The 20873-nt window shown below is 34.6% G+C and carries 18 protein-coding genes, 1 tRNA gene and 1 pseudogene; 17 read left to right on the forward strand and 3 right to left on the reverse strand.

Annotated features, from left to right (window positions below):
- Positions 1-7 precede the first annotated feature (7 nt).
- Positions 8-448 (reverse strand): rhodanese-like domain-containing protein, encoded by a 441-nt coding sequence (locus H3T83_RS05110; RefSeq protein ID WP_034900764.1) that lies wholly within the window; start codon positions 446-448, stop codon positions 8-10.
- A gap of 130 nt (positions 449-578) precedes the next feature.
- Between H3T83_RS05110 and H3T83_RS05115 the strand changes: the two genes are divergently transcribed.
- The 12 genes from H3T83_RS05115 to fruA all read left to right on the forward strand — a co-directional run bounded on the left by H3T83_RS05115 (position 579) and on the right by fruA (position 14418).
- Complete coding sequence (locus H3T83_RS05115; RefSeq protein WP_198215261.1) at positions 579-1082, forward strand: DUF4952 domain-containing protein; 504 nt, start codon at positions 579-581, stop codon at positions 1080-1082.
- Between the two features lie 259 nt (positions 1083-1341).
- Positions 1342-2751, forward strand: a complete 1410-nt coding sequence (gene glnA / locus H3T83_RS05120) for a glutamate--ammonia ligase (RefSeq protein WP_034900760.1) — start codon at positions 1342-1344, stop codon at positions 2749-2751.
- A 74-nt stretch (positions 2752-2825) separates the two neighbouring features.
- The gene (glnL, locus tag H3T83_RS05125; RefSeq protein WP_034900758.1) at positions 2826-3875 is read left to right on the forward strand and encodes a nitrogen regulation protein NR(II); all 1050 of its coding nucleotides are present in this window, start codon (positions 2826-2828) and stop codon (positions 3873-3875) included.
- A 5-nt stretch (positions 3876-3880) separates the two neighbouring features.
- Positions 3881-5326, forward strand: a complete 1446-nt coding sequence (gene glnG / locus H3T83_RS05130) for a nitrogen regulation protein NR(I) (protein ID WP_198215342.1) — start codon at positions 3881-3883, stop codon at positions 5324-5326.
- A gap of 201 nt (positions 5327-5527) precedes the next feature.
- Positions 5528-6484: a siderophore ABC transporter substrate-binding protein gene (locus H3T83_RS05135; protein ID WP_198215262.1), complete on the forward strand. Its 957-nt coding sequence runs from the start codon at positions 5528-5530 to the stop codon at positions 6482-6484.
- A 9-nt stretch (positions 6485-6493) separates the two neighbouring features.
- Complete coding sequence (locus H3T83_RS05140; RefSeq protein ID WP_198215263.1) at positions 6494-7453, forward strand: ABC transporter permease; 960 nt, start codon at positions 6494-6496, stop codon at positions 7451-7453.
- Complete coding sequence (locus H3T83_RS05145; protein WP_198215264.1) at positions 7443-8414, forward strand: iron chelate uptake ABC transporter family permease subunit; 972 nt, start codon at positions 7443-7445, stop codon at positions 8412-8414. The genes H3T83_RS05140 and H3T83_RS05145 overlap by 11 nt, the downstream gene beginning before the upstream one ends.
- Complete coding sequence (locus tag H3T83_RS05150) at positions 8411-9166, forward strand: ABC transporter ATP-binding protein (RefSeq protein ID WP_065577630.1); 756 nt, start codon at positions 8411-8413, stop codon at positions 9164-9166. Before H3T83_RS05145 ends, H3T83_RS05150 begins: the two co-directional genes overlap by 4 nt.
- 158 nt (positions 9167-9324) lie before the next feature.
- A complete protein-coding gene (cra, locus tag H3T83_RS05155; RefSeq protein ID WP_034900747.1) occupies positions 9325-10353 on the forward strand; it encodes a catabolite repressor/activator in 1029 nt (342 codons plus the stop codon).
- Positions 10354-10553: 200 nt separating this feature from the next.
- Positions 10554-11756, forward strand: a complete 1203-nt coding sequence (gene fruB, locus H3T83_RS05160) for a fused PTS fructose transporter subunit IIA/HPr protein (RefSeq protein ID WP_198215265.1) — start codon at positions 10554-10556, stop codon at positions 11754-11756.
- 2 nt (positions 11757-11758) lie between these two features.
- Positions 11759-12694 carry a 1-phosphofructokinase gene (gene fruK, locus H3T83_RS05165; protein ID WP_065577628.1) on the forward strand — a complete coding sequence of 312 codons (936 nt, stop codon included), beginning with the start codon at positions 11759-11761 and terminating at the stop codon, positions 12692-12694.
- An 8-nt stretch (positions 12695-12702) separates the two neighbouring features.
- Positions 12703-14418, forward strand: coding sequence for a PTS fructose transporter subunit IIBC (gene fruA, locus H3T83_RS05170; RefSeq protein ID WP_198215266.1), 1716 nt, complete (start codon positions 12703-12705; stop codon positions 14416-14418).
- A gap of 59 nt (positions 14419-14477) precedes the next feature.
- On the opposite strand, the gene H3T83_RS05175 is transcribed toward fruA, so the two are convergent.
- Positions 14478-15050 carry a TIGR00730 family Rossman fold protein gene (locus tag H3T83_RS05175; RefSeq protein ID WP_198215267.1) on the reverse strand — a complete coding sequence of 191 codons (573 nt, stop codon included), beginning with the start codon at positions 15048-15050 and terminating at the stop codon, positions 14478-14480.
- A gap of 148 nt (positions 15051-15198) precedes the next feature.
- Between H3T83_RS05175 and H3T83_RS05180 the strand changes: the two genes are divergently transcribed.
- Together H3T83_RS05180 and H3T83_RS05185 are read left to right on the forward strand one after the other, a co-directional pair.
- Positions 15199-15274 (forward strand) — tRNA-Asn (locus H3T83_RS05180).
- Positions 15275-15502: 228 nt separating this feature from the next.
- Positions 15503-16240, forward strand: coding sequence for a carbonic anhydrase (locus H3T83_RS05185; protein ID WP_065577625.1), 738 nt, complete (start codon positions 15503-15505; stop codon positions 16238-16240).
- 136 nt (positions 16241-16376) lie between these two features.
- On the opposite strand, the pseudogene H3T83_RS11530 reads toward H3T83_RS05185, so the two are convergent.
- Positions 16377-17331 (reverse strand): annotated as a pseudogene (locus tag H3T83_RS11530) (COG2958 family protein).
- Between the two features lie 268 nt (positions 17332-17599).
- Here H3T83_RS11530 and H3T83_RS05195 point away from each other — a divergent pair.
- The 3 genes from H3T83_RS05195 to H3T83_RS05205 all read left to right on the forward strand — a co-directional run bounded on the left by H3T83_RS05195 (position 17600) and on the right by H3T83_RS05205 (position 20682).
- On the forward strand, positions 17600-18556 hold the full coding sequence (locus tag H3T83_RS05195; RefSeq protein ID WP_198215269.1) for a hypothetical protein: 957 nt from the start codon (positions 17600-17602) through the stop codon (positions 18554-18556).
- A 105-nt stretch (positions 18557-18661) separates the two neighbouring features.
- Positions 18662-19618, forward strand: coding sequence for a hypothetical protein (locus tag H3T83_RS05200; protein ID WP_198215270.1), 957 nt, complete (start codon positions 18662-18664; stop codon positions 19616-19618).
- Between the two features lie 107 nt (positions 19619-19725).
- On the forward strand, positions 19726-20682 hold the full coding sequence (locus H3T83_RS05205) for a hypothetical protein (RefSeq protein ID WP_198215271.1): 957 nt from the start codon (positions 19726-19728) through the stop codon (positions 20680-20682).
- The last annotated feature ends 191 nt before the right edge of the window (positions 20683-20873 follow it).

A 20873-nucleotide genomic window follows, 5' to 3' on the forward strand; every position in this document is an offset into this window, starting at 1 on the left:
AATTATATTATTTTCTAACCAATGGTAAGTTTTCGCCGTTCCAACCAGCAATACCATCTTTTAATGTAAATACATGTAAAAAACCTTGTTTGACTAATACTTCACCAATACCTGCTGATGTTAAGCCATTTTCATCAATCACAATAATGATATTTTCTTTAAATTTTTCTATAGTTTTCGCACTAGCATTTTTAATATCAACGGGTAGAATGTTGTGTGATTCAGTAATATGCCCTTTTTTGAAGCTATCTGCTGAACGAATATCAACAATAACCGCATTTTGTTTATTGATCATATTAATTGCTTGCGCGTTATTAATTATTTTCACTTTTGACAATTTAATTTTTATGGTTAATACAATGATTGCAACAAATAACACAATCCAACCTAATGAAAGTAAATGATGATTTTTGACAAAAGGTATAATTTCGAGCGTAACAAAGTCCATACTTTTATGATTACCTAATTTATTAAAAATAAGATAAGATTATAACGATATTGTCTACTGAAATACAGAGCTAAAGGGAGAAATCTTATTTTAAGTTGATAAGATCTAAAGAATTCTAAGGAGAGAATTAATGTTATTTAAACGATTTATCTTACTGCCATTACTTTTAATTACTGTAATCCCGTCAGTTTTAGCCGATCTAAATAATTCAGCGACAAATAAAACCGCAAATCTAGATAAAAATATGCAAATAACCGGTGAGCCATTACTGTTTGACCCAAATTTAACCTGTCGAGATTTTTTTCAGGAAATTGATGCTAATGCACCTGATTATTTTCAATATTATGATTGTCAAATGCAAGATGAAGGTCAAACATGGCCGATAACAGTAATTTATAAAGTTGACGGTAAATATGCTAAGCAAGCCCATCAATATTTGATTAAAACTATGGGAATGGGGGATCTGAAATATTTATGCTGTTATTGGCATCAACAAAAACCAGTAATGATCGTTAATCCAAAGGATAACTTATTATATGAGGCGTCGTTTTCTTCAGGTGAAACACTCAAACGTGATTGGGATGAAACGACTTTTTATTTAACCATAACCGGTTTTCGAAGATTCGATATATAACTTAATTAAGAAGCATCGCCAATTAACTACTCATGGAGCAAAATTGTGGCATAAATGGTTTATGTGACATTTTGGTGCATTATTTTGGTGCTTTATGCATTATTATGGTGCATTAATGCTTTTTCTGCTATTATTTAATCACTAAAAACCGTCTAAAATGGTTAATGAAAAACTGGCATCATATTTGCATATAATTTAATAAATAGGCAAAATGCCTTTAAACTGAACAATTATTATATGTCCTCAATGGAGAAGCTACATGTCTACACAAAAAGTTTTAACGCTAATAAAAGAAAACGATGTTAAGTTTGTTGATTTACGTTTTACTGATACTAAAGGTAAAGAACAACACGTTACTATTCCAGTTAGTCAAATCGACGCTGATTTTTTTGAAGATGGTAAAATGTTTGATGGCTCTTCCATTGCTGGTTGGAAAGGCATTAACGAATCAGATATGGTTTTAATGCCAGATGCATCAAGCGCAGTGATTGATCCATTTTTTGAAGACGTAACATTAAATATTCGTTGTGACGTTTTAGAACCAGCGACTTTACAAGGTTATGACCGTGACCCTCGCTCAATTGCTAAACGTGCTGAAGAGTTTTTAAAATCATCAGGTATTGCTGATACGGTTATTTTTGGACCAGAACCGGAATTCTTCTTATTTGATGATGTGCGTTTTGGCTCACCAATGTCTGGTAGTTTTGTACATATTGATGATATCGAAGCTGCTTGGAACTCAGGTACTAAATACGAAGAAGGTAATAAAGGTCACCGTCCTGGTGTTAAAGGTGGTTATTTCCCACTTCCTCCGGTTGACTCGTCACAAGATATTCGTTCTGAAATGTGTTTAATCATGGAACAACTTGGTTTAGTGGTTGAAGCTCATCACCATGAAGTTGCAACTGCAGGCCAAAATGAGATTGCTTGTCGTTTCAATACATTAACTAAAAAAGCTGACGAAGTTCAAATCTATAAATATGTTGTCCAAAATGTTGCTCATGCTTATGGTAAAACTGCGACATTTATGCCTAAACCAATGTTTGGTGATAACGGCTCTGGTATGCACTGTCACCAATCGCTTGCTAAAGATGGCGTAAACCTTTTTGCTGGTGATAAATATGCTGGCCTTTCTGAAATGGCGTTATTCTATATCGGTGGTATTATCAAACATGCTAAAGCGATTAATGCTTTTGCGAACCCAGCGACTAACTCTTATAAACGTTTAGTACCAGGTTATGAAGCACCAGTTATGCTTGCCTATTCTGCGCGTAACCGTTCTGCATCAATTCGTATTCCAGTGGTTACTAGCCCTAAAGCGCGTCGTATTGAAGTTCGCTTCCCAGATCCAGCAGGTAACCCATACTTATCATTTGCAGCACAATTAATGGCAGGTTTAGATGGTATTATCAATAAGATTCATCCGGGTGATGCGATGGATAAAAACTTATATGACTTACCACCAGAAGAGTCTAAATTAATCCCACAAGTTGCAGGTTCACTTGAAGAAGCGCTAAATGCTTTAGATGCCGATCGTGAATTCTTAACTCGTGGTAATGTATTTACTAATGACACTATTGATGCTTATATTGACTTAAAACGTCAAGATGTTGATCGTGTTCGTATGACACCACATCCGGTTGAATTTGAACTCTACTACAGTCTATAAGTCATTATTGTATTACTTAAAGCTTTAACCACCGCTGAAGGGCGGTGGTATCTAATGAGAACGGAGAGCCAACGATGACATTTGATAATGAATCTGATGCAAATCTTGTTCTCGACTCAATGATTACCAATATTTTATTACTTGATAAAAAACTCAATATTCTTTATGCCAATACCGCTGCACAACAGTTACTTGCTCAAAGTTCGAAAAAAATATTAGATAGTTATTTTCCCGACCTATTAGGTTATTTTTCCCTCGATATTGAATTGATGCAAAATGCATTAGAGCAGAATCAAGGTTTTACCGATAGTGAAGTTAATTTAGTCATAAACAATGAATTACATATTTTATCGTTAACTGCACAATTGCTGGCTAATGGCCATGTGCTAATCGAAATGGCACCATTAAATAGTCATAAAAAGTTGAGTCAAGAACAATTACAGCAAGCTCAACAAAATGCTGCCCGTGAATTAGTGCGTGGACTTGCTCATGAAATTAAAAATCCACTTGGTGGGCTAAGAGGAGCGGCGCAATTATTGTCACGAGAACTACCTAACAATGAGTTGCAAGATTATACAAAAATTATCATTGAACAGGCAGATAGGTTAAGAAATTTAGTTGATAGGTTATTAGGCCCTCAACAGCGGTTACAACAGAAACAACAGAATATACATCAAGCGATCGAACGGATCTATGCGCTTTTATGTTTAGAAAAACCGCTAAATGTTGAAATTATCCGCGATTATGATCCTAGTTTGCCTGAATTCACTCATGATTCAGAACAAATTGAACAAGTGGTTTTAAATATTGTGCGTAATGCCTTACAAGCAATTGATTCAAAATCTGGTTGTATTAAGATTAGAACTAGAACTGCATTTCAAGTCACCTTGCATGGTCAACGTTACCGACTTTGTGCGCGTATCGATATTGAAGATAATGGCCCTGGAGTTCCAGTGCATATTCAAGATACATTATTTTATCCAATGGTTAGTGGTTATGAAGGCGGTACCGGCATTGGTTTGTCTATTGCCCATAATATTATTGACCAGCATAATGGTAAGATTGAATTTAATAGTTGGCCAGGTCATACTGAGTTTTCTATCTATTTACCAATCAAACAATGAGGTTAATGACAATGAATGTTTGGATTGTTGATGATGATAGTTCAATTAGATGGGTTTTAGAAAAAGCGCTTACTAACGCTCATTTTAACTGCATTAGTTTTTCAAGTGGTCAAGAAGTGATTGATGCTTTAGTTAATTATCCACAGAAGCCAGCAGTATTATTATCCGATATTAAAATGCCGGGTATTGATGGGTTATCTTTGCTTAATTATATTAAAGAGCAAATGCCTAATTTACCGGTGATTATTATGACTGCTCATTCAGACCTTGATGCTGCAGTGAATGCTTATCAAAAGGGAGCTTATGATTATATTCCTAAACCTTTTGATGTCGATGAAGTCATTCAATTGGTTGAGCGGGCTATTTTACAAAGTCAAAGTAATAAACCTAATAGTTCCTCTACCAGCAAAGCTTCTACGGGTATTATTGGTGAAGCACCCGCCATGCAGGAGGTGTTTCGTATTATTGGACGACTCTCTAAATCATCTATCAGCGTACTTATTAATGGTGAATCAGGAACGGGTAAGGAGTTAGTGGCTAAAGCTTTGCATACTCATAGTCCACGCTCACAGTCACCATTTATTGCCTTAAATATGGCTGCTATTCCTAACGATCTGATTGAATCGGAACTATTTGGGCATGAAAAAGGTGCATTTACTGGTGCCGCTCAAATAAGGCATGGTCGATTCGAACAAGCTAACGGTGGAACGCTTTTTTTAGATGAAATTGGTGATATGCCATTGGATGTGCAAACTCGGTTATTAAGAGTTCTTGCTGATGGTCAATTTTATCGGATAGGTGGTTATTCACCTGTAAAAGTTGATGTACGTATTATTGCCGCTACGCATCAAGATTTACAAGCTAGAGTAAGGGAAGGTAAATTTAGAGAAGATTTGTTCCATCGGCTAAATGTGATTCGTATTTTATTGCCACCATTACGTGATAGAGCGCAAGATATACCTAAATTAGCTGAACATTTTTTACGTACCACCGCCAAAGAATTAGGTGTTGAAAGTAAAGTGCTAAGCCCTGATGCTCTTAATCTTTTATGTCTGTTCAATTGGCCGGGCAATGTAAGGCAATTAGAAAATGTTTGTCGTTGGGTAACAGTAATGTCATCCAATAATGAAGTTTATGTGCAAGATTTACCTCCAGAATTATTACAATTATCGGCTTCTGATGGCTCAGCTAATTATGAGGTTCTTACCAATGTAACCAATCAGATATTACCAGAAACCGATTGGAAAAAACTGTTAGAGCAGTGGGCTAAACAAGCATTATTAGCTGGTCAAACCGGAATTTTGACGCAAACAGTGAGTGATGTTGAAAAAATTTTATTAAAGTGTGCACTTAATTTTACTCGTGGACATAAGCAAGATGCAGCGAATCTGCTTGGCTGGGGGAGAAATACTTTAACAAGAAAACTCAAAGAATTATCAGATGATAATTGATTATGATAGCATGCCGATTTTTTCGGCAATAAGTGATAATGTTATTATCTAATGTTTTTACCAATTTATTTATTATTATTTTACTGTTTGCTTAAAGTTCATTGAACACTTATTTATTTTTAGTTACAATCGAATGCAAATGATAATTATTCTATTTATCATCCATTCGCTTTTGGACTAAGCTAATAACTAGGAGTTACAATGTATTCATCTATCAAAGTTAAATTTTTAGTATTACTAGCCGCTTTATTTGTATTAGCTGGCTGTGACGATAAAAAACAAGAAGCACCAGTAGCTAATAAAACTATAGCTGTTGAACATGCTCAAGGTAAAACAGATGTTCCTGAAAACCCGAAAAGAGTGGTAGTTTATAACACAGCGACACTGGATATTATTGATGCATTAAAAATTCCAGTAACCGGTGTCCCACAATCGGATGTTCATTTCCCAGAATTCTTATCAAAGTATGCTGATAAAGCTTATACCAATGTTGGTACTTTATTTGAACCAAATTATGAAGTGTTAAGTTCATTACAACCTGATGTGATCATCGCAGGTGGTCGTGCCAATGATGTTTATAAAAAATTAAGTGATATTGCACCAACTATTTCGCTTGATATTGATCCTAATAATTTCGTTGCTAGCTTAACCGAGCGTACTGAACAGTTAGGCGATATTTTTGCTAAACAAGCAGAAGCTAAAAAATTAATTGCTGATTTTAACCAAAAAATTGAAACACTAAAACCTAAAACAGATACAGCAGGAACTGCCTTAGTGATTATGGTTAATGGTGGTAAAATGTCAGCTTATGGCCCTAAATCACGTTTTGGCTTTATCTTTGATGTATTAGGTTTCAAACCTGCAACAACCTTCCAAGAAGCTGGACGTCATGGTAATGCAGTGACTTCTGAATTTGTGTTAAGTGTTAATCCACAATGGTTATTTGTGTTAGATAGAGACAATGCAATTGGTAATAAAGAAGCTCAATCAGCACAACAAGTTCTAAATAACGAATTAATCCAAAAAACTGATGCATGGCAACAAAATCATATTGTTTATTTAGATTCAACTTCAATGTATATCTCTGGTGGTATTCAAACTTATAGTCAATTAATCGACCAAATAAGTGATGTTTTACAAAAAACATCAGCCAACTAATCATAAGTTATGACAAAAACGGTTTATTTTATTGCAGGCATTGCTCTTTTAATAGCAATGGCTGCATTAAGTCTGTTTATTGGTGCTGGGCATGTGACGTTGGCCGATCTTTGGTCTGACAGTAATATGCGACAAATCTTTTTTGTTAGTCGTGTTCCTAGAACGGTAGCATTACTATTAGCTGGTAGTGCTATGAGTGTTGCAGGCTTAATTATGCAATTACTTACGCAAAATCGGTTTGTTGAACCTTCATTAGTGGGGACAACCCAGTCTGCAAGTCTTGGGCTATTAGTCATGATGGTATTTGCTCCTGGTGCAACTGTAATGACGAAAATGATGGTGGCAAGTTTATTTGCAATGGCTGGCACGATGTTGTTTATGTTTATCTCACGTAAAATCATCTTTAAATCTGCCTTAATGGTTCCACTTATTGGGATTATGCTTGGTGCAGTAATCAGTGCAATTTGTACTTTTTTTGCCATGTATTTTGATTTATTACAATCACTAGGTGGTTGGGAATCAGGTGATTTTTCTGGCATTTTGCAAGGTCGCTATGAACTATTGTGGTTAGTTGGTGCTATTACCTTACTTGCCTGTTGGAGCGCCGATCGTTTTACTGTCGCTGGATTAGGACGGGACTTTTCCGTCAATGTCGGACTTAATTATAATAAAGTAATGTTAACAGGTCTGATTGTCATTGCACTTATTGGTGGGATTGTTGTGGTGGTGGTGGGGGTACTGCCGTTTTTGGGCTTAATCGTTCCTAATATTGTGAGTTTATTGTTTGGCGATAATGTTCGTAAAACTATTCCGTGGATTTGTCTGCTAGGTAGTGGTCTGGTTTTACTCTGTGATATTATTGGACGAGTTATTCGCTATCCCTTCGAAATTCCAGTTAGTGTAATCCTTGGTGTAGTTGGTGCTGTGATATTTTTAGTATTGTTGAGTAAAAAACGTCATGCTGGTTAATCAAAAACGCTTTATTTCAAGTCGAAATACTGTACTGATATTACTGGGTATTGCGCTATTTTGTGTCATTTTTTTCATGACATTCAATTTAAAAGGCAATATTAGTTATATATTGACTCATCGTACTTGGATTGTTTTAACGATGATTTTAGTGGCTTTTTCTGCTGCAACGTCGACTTTGCTTTTTCAAACTGTTACTAATAATCGAATTTTAACACCTTCAATAATGGGATTTGAATCTTTGTTTGTATTGATTCAAACAGTAGTAATATTTTTTATTGATGCGCAAGGTATTCCTTATATTGGTATTGTGGGTAAATTTATTTTCGAATCATTATTATTAATTTTATTTTCTCTATTTTTGTATCGAGGATTATTTACCAAACTTAAACAAAATCTTCATTTGGTTTTATTAATTGGTATTATTTTAGGTACACTATTTCGTAGTTTCTCCAATTTATTACAACGATTAATGACGCCAACGGAATTCGCTGTTTTGCAAAGCCGTATTTTTGCCACATTTACCCGAGCCGAGCCTGTCTTAATCGTGTTTTCATTAATCATTGCCTCAATTATTGGTCTGTTTTTATGGCGAATGCGCTTTCGATTTGATGTATTAGCATTAGGACGTGATAATGCTATTAATCTTGGGGTCGATTATCAGAAAAGTGTCACTATCATTCTATTACTCGTTTCGGTATTAGTCTCAATATCAACCGCGTTAGTTGGGCCATTAACATTCCTAGGTCTACTTATTGCTAATTTAGCTTATAGTATTAGTGGCTCTAGCCAGCATCGTTTTTTATTACCAACTGCGTTTTTATTAGGCGTGATTTTTCTTGTTGGTGGACAGATGTTTTTAGAGCGGGTCCTAAATATGGTGGGCGCATTATCGATAGTAATTGAGTTTATTGGTGGTTCATTGTTTATCTTCTTATTATTGAAAAAGGTTCCGATGTGATAGAAATTGATAATATTAGTAAAAAGTATCAAACCATACCTGTATTAAAAAATGTGAAAGCAACCATACCTCAAGGTGGTATTACGGCGATCATTGGTCCAAATGGTGCTGGTAAATCAACCTTATTATCAATTATTAGCCGTCTATTACTTGCCGATGAGGGACAAGTAAAAATTCATAATATGGATGTGGTTAATACGCCTAGTGATAAACTTGCAACCTATTTATCTGTGTTAAGACAAGAGAACCGTTTTACCAGTCGATTGACCGTTTTTGAGTTGGTTGGATTTGGCCGTTATCCTTATTCAAAAGGGCGATTAAATAAAGATGATTTAGTCTATATTAATCGTGCGCTAGAATTTTTAAATCTAACTGAATATAAAGATAGATTTTTAGATGAACTCTCAGGTGGGCAACGGCAGCGAGCTTATGTGGCAATGGTACTTTGTCAGGATACTGAATATGTATTGCTAGATGAACCATTAAACAATCTTGATATGAAACATGCGGTTGCTATGATGAAACAGCTAAGACGAGCTGCCAATGAACTGGGTAAAACCATTGTGATTGTTATTCATGATATTAACTTTGCTTCAGTCTATTCCGATTATATTTTAGCGATGAAAGATGGCCAACTGGTTTATCAAGGCAGTCCTAAACAAATTATGGATTCAAAGATATTAGAGGAAATTTTTGATACACCAGTCAAAATAGAAAATATTCATAATCAAAATATTGCTATTTATTATTAGTATCTAAATTTTTTAACAACAAGGATTTAGAAAATAACTAAATCCTTTTTTATTTCTAACGTTTAATTATTTAATTTATTTATAAATAATATAACTTTTGTTTACATTTAATTTATGTTCAGGTTAAATAACAAGTAGTTTTTTTTTGAGATTAAGTCATGAAATTAGAGCAGATTGCATTGTTAGCTGGTGTATCAAGAACCACAGCGAGTTATGTGGTTAACGGTAAAGCCAAACAATATCGGGTTAGTGATAAAACCATTGCAAAAGTGATGGCGGTGGTAAATGAGTACAATTATCAACCCAACGCAGTAGCTGCAGGTTTAAGAGCAGGTAAAACTCGCACTATTGGTATCATTATTCCTGATTTCGAAAATATCAGTTATAATCGAATTGCTAGCTATTTAGAGCAATTAGTAAAAAAAGAAGGTTATCAATTATTACTCTCTTGTTCTGAAGATGATCCGAAAATTGAAAAAGAGTGTGTTCTGCATTTAAAACAGCGACGAGTTGATGCGTTGGTGATATCTTCGTCATTTGTTGCCGAACCAGATTATGCCTTTTATGATGGTTGGCAAAATAGTGATATCCCTTTGTTCGCATTAGATAGAATATTATCTGTATCAGAGTTTAGGAATGTTGTTGGTGCAGATAAAGAAGATTCAGAAATGCTAGCCAAAGCATTTGATCAGTTAGTTAATGGTACAGTAGTTTATATTGGTGCCTTACCCAATCTATCCGTTAGCCAGCAGCGTATGGAAGGCTTTAAGGAAATTGCATCAAATAGTAACAATAAAGTTGATTTTTTATGTGCAAATAATTATAGTCGTCGTGACGCTGAGGCTACCTTTAGTCAATGGTTAGAATATAATGATTTACCAGATGGTATCTTTTCTACTTCTTTTTCTTTATTACAAGGCACAATTGATGCAATTTTGAAAAAGTTTGATCATCTGCCAGAAAATCTAACTATTGCAACTTTTGGTGATAATGAGTTACTTAATTTCTTACCTTGTAAAATAATTGCGTTATCACAAGATCATAAAGCGATATCAGAAATAACCATTAAACTATTATTTGATAGTTTACATAATAAAAGCTATCAGCCAGGAACCACAGTTATTCCTCGACGCTTAATTTATCGAGGTAGCCTGAGTCGAAAAAGTATTGCTAAAAAATCAATTTAAGCCGTCATAACGACAGCTATTTTCTTAAAAAAACGATCTAGATCACACTTTAGGAATTAATAGATATAATTTACTTGATTATTAACAAGTTTATATTCATTATTGCTGAAACGATTCAATATTATTCAATAACGAACGATTGTGGGATTGCTGAGTTGTTTTTAGTTGACCCAACATTATAACCCAGAGGTATTTATTTTATGTTTCATTTAGTTAAAGAAGATATTCATTTAAATGAACAAGCAACCAATAAAACTGAAGCAATTAAGAAAATTGCAGCTGCATTAACTAGTGCTGGTTTTGTCGGAGAAGGATATGTTGATGGTATGCTTGAACGTGAAGGTCAAGCAGCAACTTATTTAGGTATTGGTATTGCTATACCTCATGGTACGCCTAAAACTCGTCATCTAGTTAAAAAAACCGGTGTACAAGTTTTCTGTTTCCCAGAAGGTGTAGAATGGGGTGATGATGGTGAAAAAGCCTATCTTGCCATCGGTATTGCGGCAAGTTCAGATGAACACTTAGAATTACTTCGTCAATTAACTCACGTACTTGGTGCTGATGGTGTTGAAGAAAGAATTAAGAATATTCAATCAGCCGATGAAGCTCTCGCTATTTTAACTGGCAAAGAGAGTTTAGAAGATAGTCAATTTGTTATTAATGAATCTTCATTATTATTAAATATTCAAGCTGACAGTTTAGCTACTTTACAAGCTTTAAATGCATCACGATTAAAACAACAAAATGCTGTTAATGCTAGCTTTATTACTAACGTCCTTGATAATAAACCGAATTATTTGGGTGACGGCGTATGGTTAAATGACAGCCGTGAAGGTAATTTAAAAAATGCAATTGCGATTAGTCGTACAGCAAGTGAGCTAAACCAAGACGGTAAGCCAGTTAAACTTCTGATTACCATTGCAGCGGTTGATGATAATGTTACAGCTATTGTAAATAACATTGCTACCTTAGCTTACAATCAAAAATTAAACTTACTAATCACTGCAAATAGCGATGATTTTAGCAATATTTTATTATCAGGTTCGCAGTCAGTTTCATCACAACAAGCAGAAACTCAATCTACAACGTCAAGTGCTTTATCAGAAAGTGGTGAATCTAATGGTGAGCTAAGCAGAGAATTTGTCATTCCTAATGAAAATGGATTGCATACTCGCCCTGCATCGGTGCTAGTTAAATTAGTAAAAGAGTTCAATAGTAAAGTGACTGTTGCTAATCTCGATGGTAAAAATGAACCAGTTAGTGCAACCAGTTTAATGAAGATTGTTGCATTAGGTGCAAAAAAAGGCAGTCGTTTACAATTCACAGCAGTCGGTGATGATGCCGAAAAAGTATTAGATGCAATCGGTAAAGCTATTGAAAGCGGCTTAGGTGAGGGTGCTTAATCATGACTTATCGTGTTGCAACTATCACTTTAAATCCTGCTTATGATCTATTAGGTTTTTGTCCTAAAGTTGAGTTAGGTGATGTTAATTTAGTGCAAACTAATGCTTTACTGCCAGCAGGTAAAGGTATCAATGTTGCTAAAATTTTATCTGACTTAGGTATTAAATTAACCGTTGGTGGTTTTTTAGGGAAAGAGAATCGTGATGGTTTTAATTTACTGTTTGAATCATTAAATGTTACTGATAAATTCCAAACAGTCGAAGGTCGTACTCGTATTAATGTTAAATTAACCGAAGAAAACAGTGAAGTTACAGATCTTAATTTTTCTGGTTTTACTATTAGCGAGCAAGATTGGCAAACATTTGTGACTAATTCATTGGAATGGTTGAAAGAGATTGATATGGTTGCCATTAGTGGCAGTTTACCTGCAGGCGTATCTCTTGAAAAGTTCACTGAGTGGATGAAACAAGTAAAAGCAATTTGTCCTAAAGTTGTGTTTGACAGTAGCCGTGATGCTTTAGTTGCTGGGTTGAAAGCTAATCCGTGGTTAATTAAGCCAAATGATAAAGAACTCGAAATGTGGGTTGGTAGAAAACTAACTACATTATCAGAAATCAAAACTGCTGCTATGGAGCTTATCGATGGTGGCGTAGAAAACGTAGTAATTTCACTAGGAAGTAAAGGTGCTTTATGGGTTACTAAACATGAAGCATGGTTAGCCAAACCGCCTAAATGTAAGGTGGTTAGCACGGTTGGTGCTGGTGATTCAATGGTCGGTGGTTTAATGTATGGTTTACTAACTAACCAATCAATTAAAGACACCTTAGTATTTGCATCAAGTGTTGCCGCTTTATCAGTTGAACAAGCCGGTGTTGGGGTATCAGACCGTCAAGCGGTTACCAACATGTCGGAAAAAATTGAAATAATTGCGGGATAGGAGTATTCATGAATATATATATTGTAGAAGGTAGCAATTCAGGCCCAGTTAATGGCCGTTTAGCTAAAGCGGAATTAGTGTTAGCCGCTAATTCATTAAATTTCAAAGTTGTTGATAATGCGGCATCAGCTGATACGATTATTTCGGTTGGTGATGGTAATATCAGCGATAAATCAGTGATTGGTAAAAAAGTTTATGTGGTAAATGATCTCAATGAAATTTTTGCTGATCCTAAAAAAATCTTGAATGAAGCACAAAGTAAAGCAACTGTTTATCAACAATCTGCTAATTCTGCAGCTGTTGCGACTTCAAACAACGGACAAAAACGTATTGTTGCGGTAACAGCTTGTCCAACTGGTGTTGCTCATACATTTATGGCTGCTGAGGCGATTGAAGAAGAAGCGAAAAAACGTGGCTGGTGGTGTAAAGTTGAAACTCGCGGTTCGGTTGGTGTTGGTAATGAATTAACTCCAGAAGAGGTGGCTTCAGCTGATCTAGTGATAGTAGCATGTGATATAGATGTTGATTTAAGTAAGTTTGCAGGTAAAAAGATGTACCGAACTAAAACCGGTCCAGCTCTTAAAAAAACTGCACAAGAATTAGATAGAGCTTTTGAAGAAGCTACAATTTATCAACCAACTAGTTCTGCTTCAACAACAAAATCAAGTAACGAGAAGAAAGGTGTCTATCAGCATCTATTAACTGGTGTGTCTTATATGTTACCAATGGTGGTTGCTGGTGGTTTGATCATCGCCCTATCATTTGCTTTTGGTGAGTTTAAAGATGTTTTAAACGATCAGGGAGTGTTGGTTAAAACGTTGGTCGGTGAACCTCATTTAGCGCAAATTGGTGGTTTAGCATTCTCTCTAATGGTGCCATTACTTGCTGGTTATATCGCTTACTCAATTGCCGATAGACCTGGGCTTGCTCCTGGCCTTGTTGGTGGTTTACTAGCTGTTTCAACCGGTGCGGGCTTTTTAGGTGGTATAATCATTGGTTATTTTGCCGGTTACTTAGCAATGTTAATCATTAAGTATTTACCATTACCAAAAACACTTGAAGCATTAAAACCAATTCTTATTGTACCATTACTTGCTACATTAGCTACAGGCTTAGTTATGCAGTTTATTGTTGGTACACCTATCGCATGGTTAATGACTGCATTAACTGGATGGTTGAAATCTATGGGTACTGGGAATGCGATTATTTTAGGTACTTTATTAGGTGGTATGATGTGTACGGATATGGGGGGACCAATTAATAAAGTTGCTTATGCATTTGGTACTACTTTAATTTCTGAACATATTTATGCACCAATGGCTGCTGTTATGGCTGGTGGCATGGTTCCACCGTTAGCAATGGGGTTAGCAACCTTAATTGCGCGCAAAAAATTTGCTAAAGCAGAACAAGAGAGCGGTAAAGCTTCATTAGCATTAGGTTTATGCTTTATCTCTGAAGGGGCAATCCCTTTCGCTGCACGTGATCCATTACGAGTTATCCCTTGTTGTATTATTGGTGGGGCAATCACTGGTGGTATGGCAATGGCATTTGGTTCTATATTACAGACTCCACATGGTGGTTTATTCGCTTTAGCAATCCCTGGTGTGGTTGAACCAGTTGGTGGTTATTTACTATCAATTGTTGTTGGTTCGGTTATTGCGGGTGTCGCTTACGCATTGATTAAAAAACCTGAAGCACAAACTTCTGAATTAGTTAGCGCATAATACATTATGCAACTAAAAACGCCATCATTTGATGGCGTCTTTTTTATTTTTGTCTTAATCTATTTTTTTACCCAACGCTGTAAATCTTTTGGGATAAAATTATCCATTCTCTCTAACATTTCATCAGCAACATCTGCTACGATCAATGTTCGATAAAAACTGTCTCGGATAAAGCCTTCTTGTACTGCGTGTTCTAAAAAATTGAGCATAGGTTGCCAAAATTGACTATTTAATAAGGCAACTGGTTTTTCATGATAACCAATTTGCATACCTGTCCATACCTCAAACAGTTCTTCTAATGTTCCCGTACCTCCAGGCATAGCAATAAAACCATCAGCGAGCTCAGTTAATCTTGCTTTCCGTTGATGCATATTTTCAACAACTTCCAAACGCGTAATACCATGGTGTGCAGTTTCAGCTTTAACTAACCTCTCAGGAATAATGCCAATAACTTCACCGCCATAAGTGAGAACGGCATTAGCAATAACACCCATTAGTCCTTTATTGCCACCACCATAGATTAATCGTCTATTTTGTTTGGCAATGGTCATACCTAATTGCTCTGCTGCCATACGATATTCTGGACGATTACCTTCACTCGCACCACAAAACACACAAATATTTTTTTTCATTAATTTTACTCTACTGGTTATGCTATTTTCTCGCTATTTTAGCATAGTTTTCCCTCGATTTGCTTACAAGCTGAGCAGTTAAACCTAATTAGTGTTTTAGAGATTGACAGAATCGTCATAGATGGTTAATATCTTGTCCGTTAAGTGTTCCTCCATAGTTCAGTCGGTAGAACGGCGGACTGTTAATCCGTATGTCACAGGTTCAAGTCCTGTTGGAGGAGCCAATTTCAGTTTTTAAGAACCTGCTTATATAGCAGGTTTTTTTATATCTACTTTTCAATAGATACTTCAAGATCACTTTTATCTGCATAAACATTATTAATTCGCCGTTTAGCCATGTTTGAACAGCGATATATAATTATTTTTTATAAGGCGTGTTTTAGCTGGAAAGCCTTATTCTTGCAGAGTATAATTCAGCCTCCCTCCAATTAATACCAAAGTGTGAAATCAACATGAAACATAACGTAGTAATTGCAGTATTAATGGCAACTAGCTTATCTTGTGCCGCTATAGGACATTCATCTCATTGGGGATATGAAGGTCAAGAAAAACCAGAAAACTGGGGTAAATTATCAGCAGAGTATTCTATCTGTGAGAATGGTAAAAATCAGTCACCGATCAATATCGATCATGCATTAAAGACAGAGCATGAAAACTTAAAGTTCTCATTCAAACCAAGTAAACAAGAAATTATTAATAACGGACATACTATTCAGGTTAACGTTACTGGTGATAATCAGTTAATATTAGATGAGCAAACCTTTACGTTACAACAATTCCATTTTCACAGCCCAAGTGAAAATACCATTAAAGGTAAAAGTTATCCAATGGAAGCCCACTTTGTTTACAAAAATAAAACTGGTGAGCTTACCGTTGTCGCCTTAATGTTTAATAGTGGCGAAGCGAATTCTGAAATTGCGAAGGCTTGGCAGCAAATGCCTACGGAAGTGGATAACAAAGCAACTTTAGACAAAACTGTTGATATCAGTACATTATTTCCTAAAACACTCGATTATTATCGCTTTAGTGGATCATTAACAACACCACCGTGTACTGAAGGTGTAAGATGGATTGTGTTAGAACAACCTGTAACAGTCTCAGAACAACAAATTGAAAAATTCCACTCAATCATGCATCACAACAACAACCGCCCAGTACAGCCATTAAATGGTCGAATTATTGTTGATTAATAAATGAATTTTGATTGGCTTTATTGATGTTTATTATAAAGCCAAATTCGATTGTTATACTGATTAAAAAAATATTAATTAACGATAGCTAATCACAATGAGGATAACTTTTTAGTGTCTCTTTTTAGTGATTTTTTTATTTAAGTATTAGTATAATCCCAACCAAAACTTTTATTTCACCAGTTTGATAAAACTGCTTAACTAACTTAATATAGTTATTAAAATCTTTATTTTCTCTAGCAAGACGACTGCAAGAGTCCCAATCAATAATAGTTTTTTCTTGAGCAGGAATTAGAATTTGACTTTCTGATGGATTATGATGGATTATCTACCTCTAATTTAATAACGCCAATACCATGTGCTGCGCACAATACTCTGAGTTCTTTTAATGTATCACTACCCGTAATTTGTGAAGCGACCAAATAACCAAAATTAGCCCATGAAGAATTAGATACAGCTTGAAAAATGATTCTCTAACATTTGACATATTAAGTAATATTTTAACTTCAAATGACCATAGTTTACTTTGCTGATCGGCATAAAGTTTAACGCAATCTTTGACTAAGCTATCCCAATCGGAGCTGAGATCTTCTAAGCCAACAATATCAGGATGTAGCCATATATTGCCATTTTTACCCATTCTATTTGATGAGGTTTTTTCATCAATACGTTTAGAGTACACATTAAGTTCATCATAAAGATATTTACTTAATAATGGATAGAGAGTGTGTTCACTATGACCATTCTTCTCTGTTTGGGCTTGTGTGGGCAGTTTCTTTGTAGATAAATACTCAGCGTCTAGTACTTCTGCTTCATCCGATTTTTGCGAAAAGTAATACTTTTTAGGACGACCCTCTGTGGTTTTTATTTCTGGATGTTTTTTTGTAAAAGTGGTCGCTGAGCACCAATTTCAGCTGCAATTTGGGCAATAACATCATCATCAGTCATTAAACGCTCACTAGCCTGTTTTTTTCAGCACAGGCTTGCGGATTATGTATAAATATCAACTGAGCCAATTGTTTAGCGGTAAACTGTTTTTGTGGTTGCTGTTTAAGTTGATTAAATATTGTCTTCCTGAGATTTAATGACATAATGTTTAATAACTCTTTGTGATAATGATTAATATACACGTAATATATAATTTATATTAGCTAGTGCTGTCAATTCAATGTTAACTTTAATAGTTATAAGAAATCATATAATCATTATTGATAGTTATAAATTCACAAATAAATTATTGCTTATAAAAGTAATAGCTACATAGTTATATTTAAAACGGTGCTAGTTTTTACATACATGAAATGCCAAACTTAATGGAAAAATTGGATTTTATTTAGTAAATCATGGAGAACAGCGAATATGGCCTCTATTAATGAGATTAATAAGTATTATAATAAATACATTATACTGAAAAAAGATCTTAGTATTGCTGAAAAAAATACAATAGATAGTATTGAAACTAAATTAGAGGATATTTATTTAAGAAATAAAGATGATATTTTAGCTGATATATCAATTGAATTTCTTCAAACGATGTATTATTACACTATATTTTATTTTAATAACAAAAAAGAAAAGATCCCTTATTTATATGGTTATATTGTTACATCTGCATTAAGTTTGTTACTTGATTACTATAATATCTATGCAATTCAAAATCGTTTTCTCAAAAATCTATCAAGTCAGGGACAAATCTTACTAATGATGTTTGCTTGTAATCGATTTGAGTTAATTGAGCCTTGCTACCCCAAAATTGTTGAAAGTATTCTCAACGGTAATATGAGCCGAAGTTTATCTTGGGGTGGCGATGGTAGGGGTAATATTGTACCACCAAAACCACAGCGCTTAGGAGTATTAGCGATTGAAATGATGGCAAGTGAGCGTAAACAAACCATTGATTGGGATAATGCAAATATTCCTGTCGACCCATTTTATCATCGTTTTTGTCAGGAAGCACTGTACAGCACTAATGAAAATGAATTGATATACTGGTTAACAAAGCTTTGTGATAATCATTTAGAATGGATATCACTATTTCTTGATAATGATGAAAAGCAGCCAGCAACTGGTTATGAAATTGATGATATCATGTTATTTCTTTGGCCATTTGAATATCAGGCCGTGAAAAATTTTCGAGCTCGTCATGGTTTATCTACCCCAGAAATCGATCACCCTCTGTTAAAGACACCAATGGCAATTGACCATTTCCCTTATTTTGCAACATGGCAAAAACCAATGTGGTATAACAAAATGGTTGATAAAGTGATAGAGGTAAATCCAGAGTTAAGCTTTATCCGAGAATTATTTAATTCGTGAGAGTGGCCTCAAAGCGTTTTTATTACTACTTTTAACACAATATTAAATGCAAATGTAATAAAAAATAATTGGATTTTATTTAGTAAATTATGGAGAACAACGAATATGGCATCTATTAATGAAATTAATAAGTATTATAATAAATACGTTTTTTTGAAAAAAGATCTGAATGATTATCAAAAAGCTGAAATTGATATGATTGAATCTGGATTAGAGGATATTTATAAAGAAGATAAAGAAGATATTCTAAGTTATACATCAACTGATATGTCTCATGTGAAATTTTTTTATTCTATCCTTTATCTAACCTCTAAACAACAAAGGAATCCTTATTTATGTGGTTATATTGCTTCATCAGCATTACATTTGTTACTTGATTATTATAATATTTATTCGATTCAAGACTGTTTTCAAAATGATCTATCACGTCAAGGTCAAATCTTATTAATGATGTTTGCCTGTAATCGATTTGAGTTAATTGAACCTTGCTACCCTAAGATTGTTGAAAGTATTCTTAATGGTAATATGAGCCGAAGTTTACCTTGGGGGGGGGATGGTAGAGGTAATGTTGTACCACCAAAACCACAGCGCTTAGGAGTATTAGCGATTGAAATGATGGCAAGTGAGCGTAAACAAACCATTGATTGGAATAATGCAAATATTCCTATTGACCTATTTTATTATCGTTTTTGTCAGGAAGCACTATACAGCACTAATGAAAATGAATTGATATACTGGTTAGAAAGGCTTTGTGATAATCATTTAGAATGGGTATCACTATTTCTTGATAATGATGAAAAGCAGCCAGCAACTGGTTATGAAATTGATGATATCATGTTATTTCTTTGGCCATTTGAATATCAGGCAGTCAAAAATTTCCGAGCTCGTCATGGTCTTTCCACCCCAGAAATCGATCACCCTCTGTTAAAGACTCCAATGGCAATTGACCATTTACCTAATTTTGCAACATGGCAAAAACCAATGTGGTATAACAAAATGGTTGATAAAGTGGTAGAGGTAAATCCAGAGTTAAGCTTTATCCGAGAATTATTTAATTCGTGAGAGTGGCTTCAAAGCGTTTTTTATTGCTACTTCTAACATAATATCAAATGCCAAATGTAATAAAAAATAATTGGATTTCATTTAGTAAATCATGGAGAACAGCGAATATGGCATCTATTAATGAAATTAATAAGTATTATAATAAATACGTTTTTTTGAAAAAAGATATGAATGAATATCAAAAAGCTGAAATTGATATGATTGAATCTGAATTAGAGAATAATTATAAAGAAGATAAAGAAAAAATTCTAAGTTATACATCAACTGATATGTTTCATGTGAAATTTTTTTATTCTATCCTTTATCTAACCTCTAAACAACAAAGGAATCCTTATTTATGTGGTTATATTGCTTCATCAGCATTATATTTGTTACTTGATTATTATAATATCTATCGACATCAAGACTGTTTTCAAAATGATCTATCACGTCAAGGTCAAGTCTTACTAATGATGTTTGCCTGTAATCGATTTGAGTTAATTGTGCCTTGCTACCCTAAGATTGTTGAAAGTATTCTTAATGGTAATATGAGCCGAAGTTTATCTTGGGGTGGGGATGGTAGAGGTAATGTTGTACCACCGAGACCACAGCGCTTAGGGGTATTAGCGATTGAAATGATGGCAAGTGAGCGTAAACAAAGCATTGATTGGGATGGGGCAAATATCCCAATTGACCTATTTTATCATCGTTTTTGTCAGGAAGCGCTGTACAGCACCGATGAAAATGAGTTGACTGATTGGTTAATCAAGCTTTGTGATAATCATTTAGAATGGATATCACTGTTTCTTGATAATGACGAAAAGCAGCCAGCAACTGGTTATGAAATTGATGATATCATGTTATTTCTTTGGCCATTTGAATATCAGGCAGTCAAAAATTTCCGAGCTCGTCATGGTCTTTCCACCCCAGAAATCGATCACCCTTTGTTAAAGACACCAATGGCAATTGACCATTTGCCGAACTTTGCAACATGGCAAAAACCAATGTGGTATAACAAAATGGTTGATAAAGTGATAGAGGTAAATCCAGAGTTAAGCTTTATCCGAGAATTATTTAATTCGTGAGAGTGGCTAGATCTGTATTCAGCCAGCGAAATCTTAACAAAAGTATTAAAAAACTTGTAAATACTGGATTTCTATTTTATTAAAATTGTTTATATATCTAAATGAAAAGTGACCTATAGAATTGAGTATTTATAACTAGCTATCTACTATTGTATATTCAACATATACCCTAAATAAACCACGAGCTTTTA

Origin of the sequence: Gilliamella sp. M0320 (assembly GCF_016101635.1) — a bacterium.
Taxonomy (GTDB): Bacteria; Pseudomonadota; Gammaproteobacteria; order Enterobacterales; family Orbaceae; genus Gilliamella; species Gilliamella apis.

Coding starts and splice junctions, on each gene's coding strand:
- H3T83_RS05110 (WP_034900764.1), bottom strand. CDS start 448: ATGGACTTTGTTACGCTCGAAATTATACCTTTTGTCAAAAATCATCAT.
- H3T83_RS05115 (WP_198215261.1), top strand. CDS start 579: ATGTTATTTAAACGATTTATCTTACTGCCATTACTTTTAATTACTGTA.
- glnA (WP_034900760.1), top strand. CDS start 1,342: ATGTCTACACAAAAAGTTTTAACGCTAATAAAAGAAAACGATGTTAAG.
- glnL (WP_034900758.1), top strand. CDS start 2,826: ATGACATTTGATAATGAATCTGATGCAAATCTTGTTCTCGACTCAATG.
- glnG (WP_198215342.1), top strand. CDS start 3,881: ATGACAATGAATGTTTGGATTGTTGATGATGATAGTTCAATTAGATGG.
- H3T83_RS05135 (WP_198215262.1), top strand. CDS start 5,528: ATGTATTCATCTATCAAAGTTAAATTTTTAGTATTACTAGCCGCTTTA.
- H3T83_RS05140 (WP_198215263.1), top strand. CDS start 6,494: ATGACAAAAACGGTTTATTTTATTGCAGGCATTGCTCTTTTAATAGCA.
- H3T83_RS05145 (WP_198215264.1), top strand. CDS start 7,443: ATGCTGGTTAATCAAAAACGCTTTATTTCAAGTCGAAATACTGTACTG.
- cra (WP_034900747.1), top strand. CDS start 9,325: ATGAAATTAGAGCAGATTGCATTGTTAGCTGGTGTATCAAGAACCACA.
- fruB (WP_198215265.1), top strand. CDS start 10,554: ATGTTTCATTTAGTTAAAGAAGATATTCATTTAAATGAACAAGCAACC.
- fruK (WP_065577628.1), top strand. CDS start 11,759: ATGACTTATCGTGTTGCAACTATCACTTTAAATCCTGCTTATGATCTA.
- fruA (WP_198215266.1), top strand. CDS start 12,703: ATGAATATATATATTGTAGAAGGTAGCAATTCAGGCCCAGTTAATGGC.
- H3T83_RS05175 (WP_198215267.1), bottom strand. CDS start 15,050: ATGAAAAAAAATATTTGTGTGTTTTGTGGTGCGAGTGAAGGTAATCGT.
- H3T83_RS05185 (WP_065577625.1), top strand. CDS start 15,503: ATGAAACATAACGTAGTAATTGCAGTATTAATGGCAACTAGCTTATCT.
- H3T83_RS05195 (WP_198215269.1), top strand. CDS start 17,600: ATGGCCTCTATTAATGAGATTAATAAGTATTATAATAAATACATTATA.
- H3T83_RS05200 (WP_198215270.1), top strand. CDS start 18,662: ATGGCATCTATTAATGAAATTAATAAGTATTATAATAAATACGTTTTT.
- H3T83_RS05205 (WP_198215271.1), top strand. CDS start 19,726: ATGGCATCTATTAATGAAATTAATAAGTATTATAATAAATACGTTTTT.